The sequence below is a fragment of the Pseudomonas sp. G5001 genome (assembly GCF_013385475.1).
Lineage (GTDB): Bacteria > Pseudomonadota > Gammaproteobacteria > Pseudomonadales > Pseudomonadaceae > Aquipseudomonas.
Window position 1 is genome coordinate 754,463 of sequence record NZ_JACAPZ010000005.1, and the last position, 17,391, is coordinate 771,853.

The 17,391-nt window shown below is 59.9% G+C and carries 18 protein-coding genes; 8 read left to right on the forward strand and 10 right to left on the reverse strand.

The genetic code is table 11. From position 1 onward, the window contains the following. Positions 1-138: 138 nt before the first annotated feature. Positions 139-2,061, reverse strand: a complete 1,923-nt coding sequence (gene estP, locus HX805_RS04850; RefSeq protein ID WP_177116649.1) for an esterase EstP — start codon at positions 2,059-2,061, stop codon at positions 139-141. Positions 2,062-2,473: 412 nt separating this feature from the next. Between estP and HX805_RS04855 the strand changes: the two genes are divergently transcribed. The 4 genes from HX805_RS04855 to HX805_RS04870 are packed head-to-tail and all read left to right on the forward strand — an operon-like array spanning position 2,474 to position 5,657. Beyond that, positions 2,474-3,067 (forward strand): aminodeoxychorismate/anthranilate synthase component II, encoded by a 594-nt coding sequence (locus tag HX805_RS04855; RefSeq protein WP_003210957.1) that lies wholly within the window; start codon positions 2,474-2,476, stop codon positions 3,065-3,067. A gap of 9 nt (positions 3,068-3,076) precedes the next feature. Next, positions 3,077-4,126: an anthranilate phosphoribosyltransferase gene (gene trpD, locus HX805_RS04860; RefSeq protein ID WP_003210955.1), complete on the forward strand. Its 1,050-nt coding sequence runs from the start codon at positions 3,077-3,079 to the stop codon at positions 4,124-4,126. Next, complete coding sequence (trpC, locus tag HX805_RS04865; RefSeq protein ID WP_102606385.1) at positions 4,123-4,959, forward strand: indole-3-glycerol phosphate synthase TrpC; 837 nt, start codon at positions 4,123-4,125, stop codon at positions 4,957-4,959. The genes trpD and trpC overlap by 4 nt, the downstream gene beginning before the upstream one ends. Positions 4,960-4,961: 2 nt before the next feature. After that, positions 4,962-5,657, forward strand: a complete 696-nt coding sequence (locus HX805_RS04870) for a lipoate--protein ligase family protein (protein WP_093204494.1) — start codon at positions 4,962-4,964, stop codon at positions 5,655-5,657. Here the strand turns inward: HX805_RS04870 and crp are convergent. Continuing rightward, positions 5,654-6,298, reverse strand: a complete 645-nt coding sequence (gene crp / locus HX805_RS04875) for a cAMP-activated global transcriptional regulator CRP (RefSeq protein WP_003210949.1) — start codon at positions 6,296-6,298, stop codon at positions 5,654-5,656. The genes HX805_RS04870 and crp overlap by 4 nt on opposite strands. A 250-nt stretch (positions 6,299-6,548) precedes the next feature. Here crp and HX805_RS04880 point away from each other — a divergent pair, with 250 nt between their 5' ends. Further along, positions 6,549-6,971: an OsmC family protein gene (locus HX805_RS04880; RefSeq protein ID WP_177116650.1), complete on the forward strand. Its 423-nt coding sequence runs from the start codon at positions 6,549-6,551 to the stop codon at positions 6,969-6,971. Between the two features lie 64 nt (positions 6,972-7,035). On the opposite strand, the gene coq7 is transcribed toward HX805_RS04880, so the two are convergent. From coq7 to hemJ, 6 genes are all read right to left on the reverse strand, one after another. Then, the gene (gene coq7, locus HX805_RS04885) at positions 7,036-7,683 is read right to left on the reverse strand and encodes a 2-polyprenyl-3-methyl-6-methoxy-1,4-benzoquinone monooxygenase (RefSeq protein WP_003210945.1); all 648 of its coding nucleotides are present in this window, start codon (positions 7,681-7,683) and stop codon (positions 7,036-7,038) included. A 196-nt stretch (positions 7,684-7,879) separates the two neighbouring features. Further along, positions 7,880-8,218: a histidine triad nucleotide-binding protein gene (locus tag HX805_RS04890; RefSeq protein ID WP_003210943.1), complete on the reverse strand. Its 339-nt coding sequence runs from the start codon at positions 8,216-8,218 to the stop codon at positions 7,880-7,882. Positions 8,219-8,264: 46 nt separating this feature from the next. Further along, positions 8,265-9,053, reverse strand: a complete 789-nt coding sequence (locus HX805_RS04895) for an SDR family oxidoreductase (RefSeq protein WP_010167219.1) — start codon at positions 9,051-9,053, stop codon at positions 8,265-8,267. 62 nt (positions 9,054-9,115) lie between these two features. Then, positions 9,116-10,081 (reverse strand): DUF805 domain-containing protein, encoded by a 966-nt coding sequence (locus tag HX805_RS04900; protein ID WP_003210940.1) that lies wholly within the window; start codon positions 10,079-10,081, stop codon positions 9,116-9,118. 63 nt (positions 10,082-10,144) lie between these two features. Beyond that, positions 10,145-11,113, reverse strand: coding sequence for a nitronate monooxygenase family protein (locus HX805_RS04905; protein ID WP_003210939.1), 969 nt, complete (start codon positions 11,111-11,113; stop codon positions 10,145-10,147). A gap of 24 nt (positions 11,114-11,137) precedes the next feature. Further along, positions 11,138-11,566: a protoporphyrinogen oxidase HemJ gene (gene hemJ / locus HX805_RS04910; protein ID WP_003210937.1), complete on the reverse strand. Its 429-nt coding sequence runs from the start codon at positions 11,564-11,566 to the stop codon at positions 11,138-11,140. Between the two features lie 136 nt (positions 11,567-11,702). Between hemJ and argC the strand changes: the two genes are divergently transcribed. Both argC and erpA read left to right on the forward strand, forming a co-directional pair. Continuing rightward, complete coding sequence (gene argC / locus HX805_RS04915) at positions 11,703-12,737, forward strand: N-acetyl-gamma-glutamyl-phosphate reductase (protein ID WP_003210935.1); 1,035 nt, start codon at positions 11,703-11,705, stop codon at positions 12,735-12,737. 162 nt (positions 12,738-12,899) lie between these two features. Then, the gene (erpA, locus tag HX805_RS04920; protein WP_003176443.1) at positions 12,900-13,250 is read left to right on the forward strand and encodes an iron-sulfur cluster insertion protein ErpA; all 351 of its coding nucleotides are present in this window, start codon (positions 12,900-12,902) and stop codon (positions 13,248-13,250) included. A 66-nt stretch (positions 13,251-13,316) separates the two neighbouring features. On the opposite strand, the gene HX805_RS04925 is transcribed toward erpA, so the two are convergent. Continuing rightward, on the reverse strand, positions 13,317-14,408 hold the full coding sequence (locus HX805_RS04925) for an anhydro-N-acetylmuramic acid kinase (protein ID WP_177116651.1): 1,092 nt from the start codon (positions 14,406-14,408) through the stop codon (positions 13,317-13,319). Positions 14,409-14,411: 3 nt separating this feature from the next. Further along, positions 14,412-15,827 carry a peptidoglycan DD-metalloendopeptidase family protein gene (locus HX805_RS04930; protein WP_177116652.1) on the reverse strand — a complete coding sequence of 472 codons (1,416 nt, stop codon included), beginning with the start codon at positions 15,825-15,827 and terminating at the stop codon, positions 14,412-14,414. A gap of 211 nt (positions 15,828-16,038) precedes the next feature. Between HX805_RS04930 and tyrS the strand changes: the two genes are divergently transcribed. Continuing rightward, a complete protein-coding gene (gene tyrS, locus HX805_RS04935; RefSeq protein ID WP_177116653.1) occupies positions 16,039-17,238 on the forward strand; it encodes a tyrosine--tRNA ligase in 1,200 nt (399 codons plus the stop codon). Positions 17,239-17,391 lie beyond the last annotated feature (153 nt).

Here is a 17,391-nt window from a genome sequence, read left to right on the forward strand (position 1 = left end):
AGTCAGACGTAGATCAAAAATGTGGGAGCGGGCTTGCTCGCGAAGGCGGTGTATCAGTCGACATATAAGGTGACTGTCGCACCGCTTTCGCGAGCAAGCCCGCTCCCACATTTGGTATTTGTCAGTTTCAAGTCCGAGTCAGAAATCCAGACTCACCCCGACACTCAGCCCTTGCTGGGTAAAGTTGTCATCCTTTCTCACGTTATAGGCCGCGTTCAGCGCCAGGTCCTTGGTCACCTTGTGGGTAATCCCCAGGTTCAAGCGATCCGAATTGCTGCGTGGCGTGTAGCCGTCCAGTTTGAAATCAATCCCCGGCACGCTGTTGAGGGACATGCCCACTCGCTGCGTATCGTTTTCAAACTCGTGCTCGTGGGCCACTTCGCCAAACACCAGGGTTTGCGGGGTGAAGCGGTAGTTGGCTTGTAATCCGATTCCCAGGCGCTTGGAGTCGCGCTGTTGGTCATCAAACGTCAGCGCGGTGGACCGGGCATCTTTCTCCGAGTAACCATTCACCTCGACCCGCGAATAGTCAGCGCTGATAAAGGGTGAGAAGTGCCATTCGCTGTTCGGCTCGGCGATGTCATACCCAACCCGTGCGCTGAATGCCCATAGCCAGCCGTCGGTGTCGCCTTTCTCGGTGCCTTCGCTGATGCCCAGGGCGAACTTGCGCTTGAGGTTGTCGAAGTCCAGTTTGCCGCCGGTCAATGCGGCGTCGGCCCACCAGTGGTCCTCTTGATACTGGGCGAACGCGGTGCCCAGGTAGCTGTTGAGCTTGTAGTCCGAATCGCTGGCGCCGGCCTCAAGACTCTGGCGATAGAAGCCTGCTGCCACACCCACGCGCCACTCGTCATTGAGCCTGTAGCTGCCACCGATGTTCAGGTTATAGCCGCTGCCGTCACCGCTGGCCGAACTGTTCTGATCATCGAAGTCCAGGTGCTGGCCGCCAGCGTCGACGATCGCCCGCCATTGGCCCACGGCCTGCCAGCTACGGGAGTCGGCTTGCCATTGGTTGCGCAATGAATCCTGATGGGCGCGCAAGGTGCCTTGGGCCATTTCCGGAAGCAGGGTGATTTCCCAGGGGGCTGCCAGCAGCGAATACGCGTAGTCGGCGATCAGTGCCTGGCCGGCCTCGGTCGGGTGCACGGTGTCGTTGTAAATCAGCTTGGTCGGGTCCGGATTGGTGCCGCCGACGCCATACACCGGATTCCTGCAGGTGGTGCCGCTGAAGCACGTCTGGTTGAGGTTCTGGTCGGTGGCAAAACCAAAACGCCCGGGATCGGCAAAGGTTTCCTTGAGCAGCAACGGAATGTTCAGCGGGATGATCTGCGCATCGATTTGCGACAGGCGCTGTACCAGGGTCTGGTTGAACGCGCCGGCCAGGGTGCTGACGGCCCCTTGGAGCGGGGTGCCATTGACGGCAGGTGTCAGGCCCAGGTCCGGCAGCATCCATACCATTACATAACGGGCGCCAGCCTGTTGCAGCGCCTGGGCGCTGTCGGCCAGGCGCCCGGCTGCGGCCGAGGCCTGGTCGGGGCTGAGGACCAGGCCGTCGAGGAAGTCATTGCCGCCGCCGGAGAGAAAGTACAACGCGTTGGGGTCGGCTCGGCCCCCCGTTGATGCCAGGTATCCGGGACGTGTACGCAATACCTGCCCGGTGTCGCTGTCGGTGACGGTGGAGTTACCGGTGATGGCATCGTAGATCTGTTGGGTGGTGTAGCCGCCGACGGCCCAGTTATTGCCGTCTGGCTGGCCCAGCGCGGCGCGCTCCGGCGAGGTCGAGGCATTCAGGTCGCCCGGGGCAACCCCCAGCTTGCCGCCCAATAACGTCGAGGAGATCAGCGATGTGCTTTCGCCGCTGCCGTCGAAGTATTGCGGGCCGGTGCGGTTGGTGAAGCGATAGGTTGAGCCCGGTGCGCCAGGGTCGGCAAATGTACCGGCGTCGGCCAGGCTGTCACCGAAAACGACCATCGTCGAATAAGGCGAGGGCGCGGCGAAGGCTTGCGAGCATGCCAGCGCCAAGAGGCAGCCGACGATGGGGGTGAAATAGGGCATCTTGGTCATGAGTCCGTCCATGATTTTGTTTTTTTGTCAGCACTGTGACTGTAGCGCCCTTGGAAGGGTTCTGAAAAGTTTGACGCCAATTATCAGTCGGGCAGTTTCCCCCGTATTTGCGGCTCGATATTGCACCGTTGGCGAGGCTACGTTACTGTGCCTGAACGTATGAATGAGACCCTCCCCGTGTTGATCATCAGCAAACTCTTGATGCGAGTAGTCAAGGCACACGCCCGTTGGCGTTGGCGCGCCTAACTTTTCTCTACCGGCCCCGCCGGACCTGTACCGATTTGCCTTCTTCACCCTCTGTTAAACGCCCCTTGCCGGCCAACCCCGGCAACCGGAAAGTGCGTCTGGCAGCGGGTCACTCCCTTGGAAGGCCGTCATTAGAAGTCAGTGAATTCAAGAGGTTTTAACCCACATGTTGCTGATGATTGATAACTACGACTCCTTTACCTACAACGTTGTGCAGTACCTGGGCGAGCTCGGCGCCGAGGTCAAGGTGGTGCGCAACGACGAATTGACCGTGGCCCAGATCGCCGCGTTGAACCCTGAACGCATCGTCGTCTCCCCAGGCCCGTGCACGCCGACCGAAGCGGGCATCTCCCTCGAAGCCATCCAATACTTTGCCGGCAAGCTGCCGATCCTGGGCGTGTGCCTGGGCCATCAGTCCATCGGCCAGGCCTTCGGTGGCGACGTCGTCCGCGCCCGCCAGGTAATGCACGGCAAGACCAGCCCGGTATTTCACAAGGACCAGGGCGTATTCCAGGGTTTGAACCTGCCGGTAACGGTAACCCGCTACCACTCGCTGGTGGTCAAGCGTGAAACCCTGCCCGAGTGCCTTGAGCTGACGGCCTGGACCCAACTGGAGGATGGCTCGGTCGACGAGATCATGGGCCTGCGTCACAAGACACTGAACGTCGAAGGGGTGCAATTTCACCCGGAATCGATTTTGACCGAGCAGGGCTTCGAGCTGTTCGCTAACTTTCTCAAGCAGAGCGGCGGCACGCGCTAAGGACTTTTCATGGATATCAAGACTGCCCTGAGCCGTATCGTCGGCCATCTGGACCTGAGCACCGCTGAAATGAGCGATGTGATGCGCGAGATCATGACCGGTCAATGCACCGACGCGCAGATCGGCGCGTTCATGATGGCCATGCGCATGAAGAGCGAGAGCATCGACGAAATCGTCGGCGCTGTGTCGGTCATGCGTGAGCTGGCCGACAAGGTTGAACTCAAGACCCTCGACGGCGTGGTCGACGTGGTCGGCACCGGCGGCGACGGTGCGAACATTTTCAACGTGTCGACGGCTTCTTCCTTTGTGGTGGCCGCTGCCGGCTGCACCGTGGCCAAGCATGGTAACCGCGCGGTGTCGGGTAAAAGCGGCAGCGCCGATTTGCTGGAAGCTGCAGGCATCTACCTGAACCTGACCCCGGTACAAGTGGCGCGCTGCATCGATCATGTCGGTATCGGCTTCATGTTTGCCCAGTCCCATCACGGCGCGATGAAACACGCCGCCGGCCCGCGCAAGGACTTGGGCTTGCGTACCCTGTTCAACATGCTCGGCCCGCTTACGAATCCGGCCGGTGTGAAGCATCAGGTAGTGGGCGTGTTCAGCCAGGCGCTGTGCCGGCCATTGGCTGAAGTCCTGCAGCGCCTGGGCAGCAAGCACGTGCTGGTGGTGCATTCCAAGGATGGCCTCGACGAGTTCAGCCTGGCAGCACCGACTTTCGTGGCGGAGCTGAAGAACGACCAGGTCACCGAGTATTGGGTCGAGCCAGAAGACCTCGGCATGAAAAGCCAGAGCCTGCACGGCCTGGCGGTAGAAAGCCCGGCCGCCTCCCTTGAACTGATTCGCGATGCCCTGGGACGCCGCAAGACCGAAAACGGCCAGAAAGCCGCAGAAATGATTGTGCTCAACGCCGGTGCGGCGCTGTACGCCGCGGATCACGCCTACAGTCTTAAAGAGGGTGTTGCCCTCGCTCATGATGCATTGCATACCGGGCTGGCGCGCGAAAAGCTCGAAGAACTGGGTGCGTTTACTGCGGTGTTCAAAGTGGAGAATGAAGGATGAGTGTTCCGACCGTTCTGGAAAAAATCCTGGCCCGCAAGGCAGAAGAAGTCGCCGAGCGCCGTGCCCGGGTCAGCCTGGCTGAGCTGGAAGGCCTGGCGAAAACCGCTGATGCACCGCGTGGGTTCGCCAATGCGCTGATCAAGCAGGCCAAGGAAAAACAGCCGGCCGTTATCGCTGAAATCAAGAAGGCTTCGCCGAGCAAGGGCGTGATTCGCGAGATCTTCATCCCTGAAGACATCGCCAAAAGCTACGAGAAGGGCGGCGCGACGTGCCTCTCGGTGTTGACCGATATCGACTATTTCCAGGGTTCCGACCTGTACCTGCAGCAAGCACGTGCGGCGTGTTCGCTGCCGGTGATCCGCAAGGACTTCATGGTCGACCCTTACCAGATCGTCGAAGCCCGTGCGTTGGGCGCCGATTGCGTGCTGTTGATCGTCTCCGCACTGGATGACGTGAAAATGGCTGAACTGGCGGCCGTGGCCAAGAGCGTCGGCCTCGACGTGCTGGTGGAAGTGCACGACGGTGATGAACTGGAACGCGCGTTGAAAACCCTCGACACACCGTTGGTGGGCGTCAACAACCGCAACCTGCACACCTTCGAAGTCAGCCTGGAAAACACCCTCGACCTGTTGCCGCGCATCCCGCGCGACCGGTTGGTGATCACCGAAAGCGGCATCGTCAATCGCGCCGATGTGGAACTGATGGAAATCAGCGGCGTGTACTCGTTCCTCGTCGGCGAAACCTTCATGCGTGCCGAGAACCCGGGGGCTGAATTGCAGCGCCTGTTCTTCCCGGAGCGTGGCGTTGCCGTCAGTGGCTCGACCCTGGATTGATGATGACCCAGCCGGTGGCGATGACGGTCGAGGCAGGCCTTAAGGCCGAGCAGGATTTGCTCGCCGCGGTCTGTGCCGGCGAGCAACCGTTCGGCCTGCTGTTCTGGCAGCCCAGCGATCAAGCGTTGGTGATGCCTCGTCGTTTGAGCCGCCTTCCGGCATTCGAGACCGCCAGCCAGGTGTCGGCAGACGCCGGTTGGCCGGTGCTGCTGCGGGAAACAGGCGGTGAGCCGGTTCCACAGTCGGCAGCCACGGTCAATATTGCGTTGGTCTACGCGCCACCACGCAGTGAAGGTGACCAGGGCCGTATCGAAACCGGCTACCAGCGTCTGTGCCAGCCGATTTGCGACCTGCTGATCGAGTTGGGTGGCAACGCGTCGGTGGGCGAGATCGACGGTGCGTTTTGCGACGGTCGCTACAACGTCAACCTTGATGGTCGCAAAATGGTCGGTACCGCCCAGCGCTGGCGCCAGAGTGGCGGGCGCCCGGTGGGGTTGGTGCATGGTGCGTTGCTGCTGGATGACGATCGCGTCGAATTGATCGCCGCGGTCAATCGCTTCAATGAAGCGTGCGGCCTGGAACAACGGGTGCGCGCCGAAAGCCACATCGCCCTGCACGAAGCCTTTGCGGCGCCAGATGCGATTGCCCGGCTTGATACGTTGTACCGTCAGATGCTTGCGAGTTTCCTGCCGGTTTAACGCGTACCGAAGACCACCATGGTCTTGCCTTTGACATGCACCAGGTTGCGTTCCTCCAGGTCCTTGAGCACACGGCCAACCATTTCCCTTGAGCAACCGACGATCCGCCCGATTTCCTGGCGGGTGATCTTGATCTGCATCCCGTCGGGATGGGTCATGGCGTCCGGTTGCTTGCACAACTCCAGCAGGCAGCGGGCAACCCGGCCGGTGACGTCGAAGAACGCCAGGTCGCCGACTTTGCGCGTGGTGTCTCTCAGGCGCTGTGCGATCTGGCCGCTCAGGGCGTACAGAATGTCGGGATCCTGCTGGGCCAGTTCGCGAAATTTCGTATAGCTGATCTCGGCGACTTCGCATTCGACCTTGGCCCGCACCCAGGCACTGCGTTGCTGTTCCTTGCCGGCTTGTTCGAAAAGCCCGAGTTCACCGAAGAAATCACCGGTATTGAGGTAGGCAATGATCATTTCGCGACCATCGTCATCCTCGATCAGGATGGTGACCGAGCCTTTGATAATGAAGAACAGGGATTCCGAGCGCTCGCCCGCGCAGATGATGTTGTGCTTGGCCGGATGACGCCGGCGCTGACAATGCATCAGCAGTTTGTCGAGGTTCTTGATTTTGGGTGTGGGAGTAATAGCAACCATGGTTGTATCCCGAAAAGACTGCACGGTGTTGGTGAGCTTGTTTTTTTATCCAGCGCGATCAACGGCTAAGCTACATCATCCAATGGATGGCAATGCGCCATTGATTTGGCGCCAGCTTAACAGACACATTCTGACTTCATTAGGGAATTTACCCAGCAAACCCTGCTGTTGATCGCTTTCATGGGAAACGCTGCCGGCCCAAAGTGCTGTGCTAAGCTGGCGACCCTTTTTTAGCAGTGGAGTCTGGGCGATGAAGGCACGCATCCAATGGGCGGGCGAAGCCATGTTCCTCGGTGAGTCGGGCAGTGGCCACGTGGTGGTCATGGACGGCCCGCCGGAGGCCGGTGGCCGCAACCTGGGCGTACGCCCGATGGAAATGCTCCTGCTCGGTGTAGGCGGTTGCAGCAATTTCGATGTGGTGAGCATCCTGAAGAAGTCCCGCCAGGCGGTGGAAAGCTGCGAAGCATTCCTGGAAGCCGAGCGTGCCACCGAAGACCCGAAGGTGTTTACCAGGATCCACATGCACTTTGTCGTCAAGGGCCGGGGGTTGAAAGAAGCCCAGGTCAAGCGGGCCATCGAGTTGTCGGCGGAGAAGTACTGCTCGGCCTCGATCATGCTGGGCGCTGCGGGCGTTGCCATCACTCATGATTACGAGATCATTGAGTTGGGCTGATTCTTCAATCGGCAGGCAAAAAGAAAGGGCGCTTGATAGCGCCCTTTTTTGTTTTCTGCTGAAACTAGATGCGGTACGTGCTTTTGGTCATGACCTTGGCCAGCAGGCTCATGCCAAATTTCACCGGTGCCGGGAAGCGGAAGCCGCCCGCGTCCAGCGCGCTTTCGGCGTGATGTTCTTCATCAATGCGCATCTGCTCAAGAATCGCCCGGGACTTTTCGTCTTCAGCCGGCAGTTGCTCGAGGTGTTCATTGAGGTGTTTGCACACCTGATGCTCGGTGGCGGCCACAAAACCCAGGCTGACTTTGTCGCTGATCAGCCCGGCCACCGCACCAATGCCAAACGATAAGCCGTAGAACAGCGGGTTCAGCACGCTCGGATGGCTGTTCAACTGGCGAATGCGTTGTTCGCACCAGGCCAGGTGATCGATTTCTTCTTCGGCGGCATGTTCCATCGCGGCGCGCACTTGCGGCAGCTTGGCGGTCAGGGCCTGGCCCTGGTACAGCGCCTGGGCACAGACCTCACCGGTATGGTTGATACGCATCAGGCCGGCGACGTGGCGGGTGTCGGTCTCGCTCATCTGCGCTTCGGGCCGCACGATGGCGGGCGACGGGCGGTGCGGTTGGCCGCTGAATGGCAGCAGCGTGCGCATGGCCGTATCGGCTTGCAGCAACAGACGATCAATCGGCGAGTAGTGACGTTGGGTAGTCATGCTGACCTCCGGGAAGAATCTCGGCGGCCAGTTTACCGCAAGAGAGGGGGAAGCGTTTGCGCTGGGTCAAATTGCTTGTGTGGCGAGGGAGCTTGCTCGCGCTGGAGTGCGCAGCGCTCTCGTTTTTGGGGCTGCTACGCAGCCCAGCGGGAGCAAGCTCCCTCGCCACAGCAAGCTGCCTCGCCACAGGTAGTGCTCAGCCCGGCGGCCAGTTCATCTGGCGTTGACCTAGAACATGCATGTGGATGTGATAAACGGTCTGTCCGCCATCTTCGTTGCAGTTCATCACCACACGGAAGCCCTTCTCACAGCCTTGCTCAACCGCCAGGCGCTGGGCGGTGAACAGGATATGCCCGGCCAGCGCCTTGTCTTCCTCGGTGAGGTCGTTGAGGGTGCGGATCGGCTTTTTCGGAATCACCAGGAAATGCACGGGTGCCATTGGCGCGATGTCGTGGAAGGCCAGGACCTGGTCATCCTCGTAGATGATCTTCGCGGGTATTTCTCTGTTGATGATCTTGGTGAACAGAGTATCCACAGCTGTTTCTCCATTGTGAAAGTGCAGGGTGAGTGTACTCAGGCGATCAGCGCGGGCAATAGGCCTTGTTGATCGCGCCGGCGATCTTGCGGGTCAGCCAGCGCGGGCTCAGGCGCGGGCTGAACGCCAGCCAGCGATTACGCCGGCCGGGAATGATGATGGCTTTGTTCTTGGCCAGCGCACGCACGGTGTAGAGCGCGACTTCTTCCGGGCTCATCAACTGTTGGCTGCGATCCAGCTTGGCGGTGTCCATTTGGGCGGTGCCGAAGAATGCGGTGCGGGTCGGGCCGGGGCAAAGAACGGAAACCTTGATGCCGCAGGTCTTCAGTTCCTCGCGCAAGCCTTCGGAAAAGTGCAGCACGTAGGCCTTGCTGGCGTAGTAAGTGCTCATCCATGGGCCGGGTTGGAACGCGGCAACCGACGCGACGTTGAGAATCTGCCCGCCGCCGTGCAGGGCCATGGCGTTGCCGAGGGCGTGGCACATGCGGGTCAGGGCGAGGATGTTGACCTCCATCAGGTCCTGCTCGGTCATCCAGTCCTGCGCCAGGAACGGGCCGCTGGTACCGATGCCGGCGCAGTTCACCAGCAGGTCGATCTGCCGCTCGCCTTCTTCCAGTTCCAGCAGGAACCCGGAGAGCCGCAGGGGCTCGCCCAGGTCACAGGCACGGAACAGCACCTCGACGCCGAAGCGCTGAGTCAATTCGATTGCAATGCTTTCCAACTGATCACGCTGGCGGGCCACCAGAATCAAGCTGCGGCCGCGACGGGCCAGTGCTTCGGCCAAGGCCAGGCCGATGCCGCTGGAGGCACCGGTGATCAGAGCGTAACGGGTCATGCGTTTCTCCATCGCAACGCTACCGGGCCTGTGACAGAGGCGTCACAGGCGTCGGGCGTTTTTCACTGTTGCGTAGAGTCTACAGGTTCGGCTGTGTCGTCAGCACTTTGCACATCGACTTCATCGACGGTGGTGGCCTGGTCGCTGTCGTCATCGGAGTTGATGGAGCTGCTTTCGTAGCTGCCACCTACATCGCTTTCCAGTTGATCCAGGTAGCCGCTCATGCCAACCAACACCGCGCCGGCAAATACCAGCGGAATGAAAGCGAGCCACAATGCGGAGAGGATTTTCACCGCAGTGGAGTTACGCGGTGGTGGCGCGCCGTACTGGTTTGCGCCCGTGTTACCGGGGAGGACCATCAGCAGGATCGGGAAGATGCTGCCAACGAAGGGCACCAGGTGCAGGAACCACAGCCAGCCGGACCAGCCCAGGTCATGCAGGCGCTGCACGGTGATCTGTACGCTGACCCACACAGCGGCCACGAGTATGGCAATCCCCACGAGGAAGCCAATGACCATGGCAATCGTCGGAGAGACCGCAGCGATACCAAGTCCGACGGTGAAGAACACGCTGGAGACGAGGAGGATCACCACGCTCAGCACCAGCGTCCACGCCAGGAAGCGCAGGCGTCCGATCCGGCCGTTGACGGTGAATACCTTAAGGGTGGAAAACTCCGGCAGGTTCTCGCCAACCGCGGCTCGGGGCGGGGCGTAAGGCGATGCGGCGGGGCGGGTGTAGTCAGTCGCGCTGCCGGAGTCCGTTTCATGGGTTTCGGCAAGGCTGAAGGCGACCGGCTGCTCTTCTTCTATCCGCGCATCCACCCCGGCGTTTTTCAGCGCTTGCAGATAGGTCTCGGCATCGGCGCGGGAAAGGTCGCGTTTCAGCGCGACCGGGCGGCCGGTGAAAAGCTTTTCGATCGCGTCGACATCACTTTTGAACAACTCGGCGAGGTTCAGCTTGGCGGTGGTGCTTTCGACACCCGGGAGCAATGCGCCATCAAACACAATCTTGAAACGGTTGTCGCTCATGCGGGCATCCTTGTCACTTGAATAGGGGGGGCCTGCCTTGATCAGCAGGCTTTGGATCGCGGATCAGCGTGGCCAGCGTTCAGGCAATTGTGCCGCATGCTCGAGCGCCTTGCGGTATTCGGCATCCAGGCGGGCCACGAGTTCATCGACGCTGGGCAAATCATCAATCTCTCCGACGCCCTGGCCGGCGGACCACACGGTCTTCCAGGCTTTGGCTTCGTCGTTGAGTGGCTTGAGCTTGGAGCCAAAATTGACTTCACCCTTGCCTTGCAGCGCGGCGAGGTCGAAACCGGCATTTTCCAGGCTCTGGCGCATGAAGCTTGCGGGAACACCGGAGACGGCTGGAGTGTGCACGATGTCGGCGGCGCGCGATGTGAGCAGCATCTCTTTATAGGCATCCGGGGCATGGCTTTCGGTGGTGCCGATAAAACGCGTGCCGAAATAGGCCAGGTCGGCGCCGAGCAGTTGCGCGGCGAGGATTTCGTGGCCGTGGTTCAGGCAACCGGCGAGCAGCAGGGTTTTGTCGAAGAACTGACGGATTTCTGCGATCAGCGAGAACGGGCTCCAGGTGCCGGCGTGGCCGCCGGCGCCCGCCGCAACGGCGATCAGGCCATCGACGCCGGCTTCAGCGGCTTTTTCGGCGTGGCGCCGGGTCGTGACATCGTGGAATACCAGGCCGCCGTAGCTATGCACCGCGTCTACCAATTCTTTCACCGCGCCCAGGCTGGTGATGACGATCGGCACCTTGTGCTCGACGCAGATCGCCAGGTCAGCTTCCACCCGCGGGTTACTGTTGTGCACGATCAGGTTGACCGCATAGGGCGCCGGGTTATCCAGCAGCGCCAGGCCCGCTTCGATTTCTTCCAGCCACGCCTTGAAGCCGCTGCTTTCCCGCTGGTTGAGGGCAGGGAAGCTGCCGACGATCCCATTGCGGCAGCAGGCCAGCACCAGTTGCGGGTTGGAGATCAGAAACATCGGCGCAGCCACGACGGGCAGGCGCAGACTGTGTTCGAGCGAAGCGGGCAGCGACATTGGAAGTACCCCGAGTAATAGAGATTAGAACGGTTTGACCACGACCAAAATTACGATAGCCAGCAATATCAGAACTGGCACTTCATTGAACCAGCGATAAAAGACATGGCTGCGGGTGTTTTCGCCACGGGCGAAACGTTTTACCTGCGCGCCGCACATATGGTGGTAGCCGATGAGCAGTACTACCAGGGTCAACTTGGCGTGGATCCACCCGCCGGATTGAAAGATGGCCGGGTTGAGGTAGATCAGCCAGCCGCCGAACACCAGGCTGGCGATCATCGCCGGGCCCATGATGCCGCGGTACAGCTTGCGCTCCATCACGCTGAAGCGTTCCTTGCTGATGGTGTCCTCGCTTTGGGCGTGGTAGACGAACAGGCGCGGAAGGTAGAACAGCGCGGCAAACCAGCAGACGATGCTGACGATATGAAAGGCTTTGACCCATAGATAAAGCATTTTTAGTTATTCCCAGGTTCACGGTAGCTGAAGATAGTAGTGGCTCTTGCGTCTACACGTCATGTTGAAGGTTGTCGCAGGACGATACGAACCCTATTATCGACGGCTTTCCAGTGGGTTCGTTGAGGGCAGGTTTATGGTCAAGGTCGGTATCGTCGGCGGCACGGGTTACACCGGTGTCGAATTGCTGCGTCTGTTGGCTCAGCATCCGCAAGCTGAGGTGGTGGTGATCACTTCCCGATCCGAGGCCGGCCTGGCTGTGGCCGATATGTACCCGAACCTGCGAGGCCACTATGACGGCCTGGCGTTCAGCGTTCCGGATATCAAGACCCTGGGCGCGTGTGATGTGGTGTTCTTTGCCACGCCTCACGGTGTGGCCCATGCCCTGGCGGGCGAGTTGCTGGCCGCCGGTACCAAGGTGATCGACTTGTCGGCAGACTTCCGCCTGCAGGACGCCGATGAGTGGGCCAAGTGGTACGGCCAGCCTCACGGTGCACCGCAGTTGCTGGAAGAGGCGGTGTACGGCCTGCCGGAAGTCAATCGTGAGCAGATCAAGCAAGCACGCCTGATCGCTGTGCCGGGTTGCTATCCGACCGCTACGCAGTTGGGTTTCCTGCCATTGCTGGAAGCCGGGCTGGCGGATGCATCGCGGCTGATTGCTGACTGCAAGTCGGGCGTCAGTGGTGCTGGTCGTGGGGCCGCTGTAGGTTCGCTTTACTCCGAGACGTCGGAAAGCATGAAAGCCTATGCAGTCAAAGGCCATCGTCACTTGCCGGAAATTCGCCAGGGGCTGCGTCGTGCTGCGGGCAAGGATGTCGGCCTGACGTTTGTGCCGCACCTGACACCGATGATCCGCGGGATCCACTCCACACTGTATGCGACAGTCGTTGATCGCTCGGTAGACCTGCAGGCGCTGTTTGAAAAGCGCTACGCCAATGAGCCGTTCGTCGATGTGATGCCGGCGGGCAGCCACCCGGAGACCCGCAGCGTGCGCGGTGCCAACGTTTGCCGTATCGCAGTGCATCGTCCACAGGATGGTGACCTGGTGGTGGTATTGTCGGTCATCGACAACCTGGTCAAGGGCGCTTCGGGCCAGGCTGTGCAGAACATGAACATCCTGTTTGGCCTGGATGAGAAGCTGGGCCTGTCCCACGCGGGCATGCTGCCGTAAATTTTCTGCTGTTGCGCAAAGGCCCGTTGATCGGGCCTTTCGTGTTTTTAATGGCCGCTGCGCAGATTGATATACCGTAACAATAGTTGACCGCTTTTCTAGGAGAAGCGGATAATGCCCGCCATCACGCATATGGCGGCGCTACGCCGGGAGATTATCAGCATGAGCGTTGAATCCTTCACCCCCACGGCTTTGCAATTCACCCACGGTGCTGCGCACAAGGTGAAGAGCCTGGTCGATGAAGAGGGTAATGATCGCTTGAAGCTGCGCGTATTTGTTACGGGCGGCGGTTGTTCAGGGTTTCAGTACGGTTTTACCTTCGATGAAGACGTGGCCGATGACGACACCATCGTTGAGCGCGAGGGCGTCAGCCTGGTTGTCGATCCGATGAGCTTCCAGTACCTGGCAGGAGCCGAGGTGGACTATCAGGAAGGTCTGGAAGGTTCGCGCTTCGTGATCAAGAACCCGAATGCCACCACCACTTGTGGTTGCGGGTCTTCGTTCTCGATCTGATCGACAGCGGATATAAAAACGCCGCTTGGCCTTGATAGGGCCAAGCGGCGTTTTGCTGTGTGGGATTCAGGCGGGGTAGATCGCGCCGAGTACACGAAGGCCGCGGGCGCCGGTGACGCTGGGGCGGTTGGCGGCGATGCCTTCCAGGCAGCAATGGGCCAGCCAGGCGAACGCCATGGCTTCGACCCAGTCAGGGTCTACGCCGCAGGTGGCGGTGCTGCTGACCTGGGTCGCCGGCAGCAGGGCGCTCAGGCGGCTCATCAAGGTTGCGTTGTGGGCGCCGCCGCCGCAGACCAGCAGGGTTTCGGTCTGTGGTTGGGCGGTTTGCAGGGATTCGACGATGGTCAGGGCGGTCAGCTCAAGCAGCGTGGCTTGCACGTCTTGGGCTGCGAATGGCGGTAACTGCCCCAGGTGATGCTCGAGCCATTCCAGGTTGAATACTTCGCGGCCGGTGCTTTTTGGCCCTTTGGTCACGAAGAACGGGTCGCTGAGTAACGCCTTGAGTAGCTGGGGTTCAACTTTCCCGCTGGCAGCCCACTGGCCATCGCGGTCGAAGTTCTCGCCGCGTTGCTGGTGAATCCAGGCATCCAGCAGGACGTTACCCGGGCCGCAGTCAAAGCCAGCGACCGGCTTGCCAGTCTCGATCAAGCTGAGGTTGCTGAAGCCGCCAACGTTCAATACGGCGCGGTTGCCCGTGCGCTCGCCAAACAACGCCTCGTGGAAGGCAGGAACCAGCGGGGCGCCTTGTCCACCTGCGGCGACATCGCGGCTGCGGAAATCACTGACGACGGTGATTCCGGTCAATTCGGTGAGCAGCGCCGGGTTGCCGATCTGCACGGTAAAGCCTCGGGCGGGTTCGTGGCGAATGGTTTGGCCGTGGCTGCCGATCGCTCGAATGTCCTGAGGTTTGAGTTTCTGCTGATCGAGTAGGGCGTGAATGCCTTGGGCGGCAAGTGTCACCCAGTTGTGCTGGGCGATCGCCGAGCGGGCAATCTCGTCCGGGCCGCTGGCGCAAAGGCCAAGCAGCTCGGAGCGCAGGGACTCAGGCATGGGTATGTAGTGGGTGGCGATCAGCTTGATCGCCGGCTGCAGCTCGATCAGCGCAATGTCCAGGCCATCAAGGCTGGTCCCGGACATCACACCTATATAGAGCGACATGGCTTAGCGCTTCGCCGAAGCCAGGAGAGTCGAGCGCTCCTGGTCCATGCGGGCCATCAATGGCTGGCTCTGCTGCAGGAAGCGAGCGCGCTCGGCCTTGGCGATCGGGTCGGCCATTGGCAGCTTCTGGCCCAGTGGGTCGACGTGCACGCCGTTGACCTGGAACTCGTAGTGCAAGTGCGGGCCGGTGGACAGCCCGGTAGTGCCGATGTAACCGATCACCTGGCCCTGCTTGACGTTGCCGCCGGTCTGGATGCCCTTGGCGAAACCTTGCATATGGCCATACAGCGTACGGTAGGTGGCCCCGTGCTGGATGATCACGGTGTTGCCGTAGCCGCCACGGCGACCGGCCAGCAAGACCTTGCCGTCACCGGCAGCCTTGATCGGCGTGCCACGAGGGGCGGCGTAGTCGACGCCTTTGTGAGCGCGAATTTTGTTCAGAATTGGATGCTTGCGACCCATCGAGAAACGCGAGCTAATACGGGCGAAGTCAACCGGGGTACGGATGAACGCCTTGCGCATGCTGTTGCCGTCGGCGGTGTAGTAGCTGCTGTTGCCTTGTTTGTTGGTGTAGCGCACGGCGGTGTAGGTCTTGCCACGGTTGGTAAACCGCGCAGAAAGGATGTTGCCGGTGCCGACGACCTTGCCGTTGGCGACCTTCTGTTCGTAGATCACGTCGAATTCGTCACCCTGGCGAATGTCCTGGGCGAAGTCGATGTCGTAGCCAAACACGCTGGCCATGTCCATGGTCATGCTGTGGGACAGGCCGGCGCGGGCGGCGGACTGCGACAGCGAGCTGTTGATCACGCCGTGTACATAGGCGGAGCGCATGACCGGCTTGGTGGTGATGCGGTTGAACGCAAAGCCGTTGGCGCCTTTGGTCAGGGTGATGCTTTCCAGGTCGCTGACGTTGCTGTGCAGGTTGGTCAGCTGGCCGTCGGGCGCCAGTTCGAATTCAAGCTTCTGGCCATGCTTGAGTTGGGTGAATTGCTTGGCCTGCTTGTCGCTTGCCAGTACATCGTTGACCGTCGCGGCGGGGAGGCCGACCTTTTCGAACAGGGTCGAAAGGGTGTCGCCCTTGGCAACAATGACTTCCCGGTGCAGCGGGTTCTTGGGTGCCTCTACTACCGCAGGTTCGGCTTGCGCGGTTTCCTTGGTGTCTTCGGCGCTGCTTTCGATCTGGGCAAACGGCGATTCGGCTGCGCCATTTGTGGCTTGAAGTGCGTCGGAAGCGTCTTGATCTTGTGTCAGTTGCTCAACCGGACTTTCAAGGTCAAGGCTTAGGGTCGTTCGTTTGGCTTCTACGTCGCTGGAAGGAAATACCAGGAGTGCCAGGCTCAGAAGGGCGGCGATCCCACTTGCGGCGAGCAGGTGGGTCTTCGGGTAAAGCGGCGGCGCTTTAGACGGTTCTGTGGTCATAAGTAATTTTGACTTTGAAAAGATGAATTGGAAAAGATGAATGACATGATGAAGATGAAATAACTGTATAAAATATAACCAAATCATCTGTGGTGCAAGCTTGCGAACGCTGGGCTTGCTGAACGGTGTCCGTGCGCAGGGCAAAACTTGTAATTAGTCCCTGATCTTGTATGGTTGGTTCCCTTTTGAATCTGAGCCTTGCGGGTCTGTTATGAAGTCGGTTGAAGAGCAGCTAGCGCTGATCAAACGTGGTGCGGAAGAACTGTTGGTCGAAGCTGAGCTGATCGAAAAGCTCAAGCGTGGCCAGCCCCTGCGTATTAAGGCCGGCTTTGATCCGACGGCGCCGGATCTGCACCTTGGGCATACGGTGCTTATTAATAAGCTGCGCCAGTTCCAGGAACTGGGGCATCAGGTGATCTTCCTTATAGGTGACTTCACCGGGATGATCGGCGATCCGAGCGGCAAGAGCGCTACGCGTCCGCCGCTGACCCGTGAGCAGGTTCTCGATAACGCCGAGACCTACAAGACCCAGGTCTTCAAGATTCTTGATCCGGCCAAGACCGAGGTGGCCTTCAACTCCACCTGGATGGATCAGATGGGGCCGGCGGATTTCATTCGTCTTACGTCCCAGTACACCGTTGCTCGCATGCTCGAGCGCGATGACTTCGATAAGCGCTACTCCACTAATCAGCCGATCGCTATCCATGAGTTCCTGTACCCATTGGTTCAAGGGTATGACTCGGTGGCGTTGCGTGCCGATGTCGAGCTGGGCGGTACTGATCAGAAGTTCAACCTGCTGATGGGGCGTGAGCTGCAGCGTGCGTATGGGCAAGAGGCTCAGTGCATTCTGACGATGCCGTTGCTGGAAGGGCTGGATGGCGTCAAGAAGATGTCCAAGTCCCTGGGTAACTATGTCGGTATCCAGGAAGCGCCGGGTGTGATGTACGGCAAGCTGGTTTCGATTCCGGATGCGCTGATGTGGCGTTACTTCGAACTGTTGAGTTTCCGCTCGATGGATGAGATCAATGCACTGCGTGCTGAAGTGGAAGCTGGGGCTAACCCGCGGGATGTGAAGATCAAGCTGGCTGAAGAGATTGTTGCGCGCTTCCATGGTGAAGAGGCTGCGGCCAGTGCTCACCGTGCTGCGGGTAACCGTATGAAGGATGGCGAGCTGCCGGATGATCTGCCTGAGATTGAATTGACTGCTGGCGAGGCAATGCCGATCGCTGCCGTCCTTAATAAGGCGGGCCTGGTGAAGAACTCGGCAGTGGCGCGCGACCTTCTGGGGGCTGGCGGTGTACGTATAGATGGTGAGGTTGTCGATCGCACCTTTATATACGAGCTGGGCGCGACCCACGTTTGCCAGGCCGGCAAGAAGGCATTTGCGCGTATTACGCTTAAAACCGGATAAACCTGAAATTAACTGTTGACGGCGTTTTATATCTGTCTATAATTCGCCCCACTTCCGGCGCAGTCGAAACGGAAAACTCCTTGGTAAACAAAGAGTTATGTAGGTTTCGACAGCGAGCTGCTTCAGATCACCGAAGCCCAGAAGGAGTTAGTA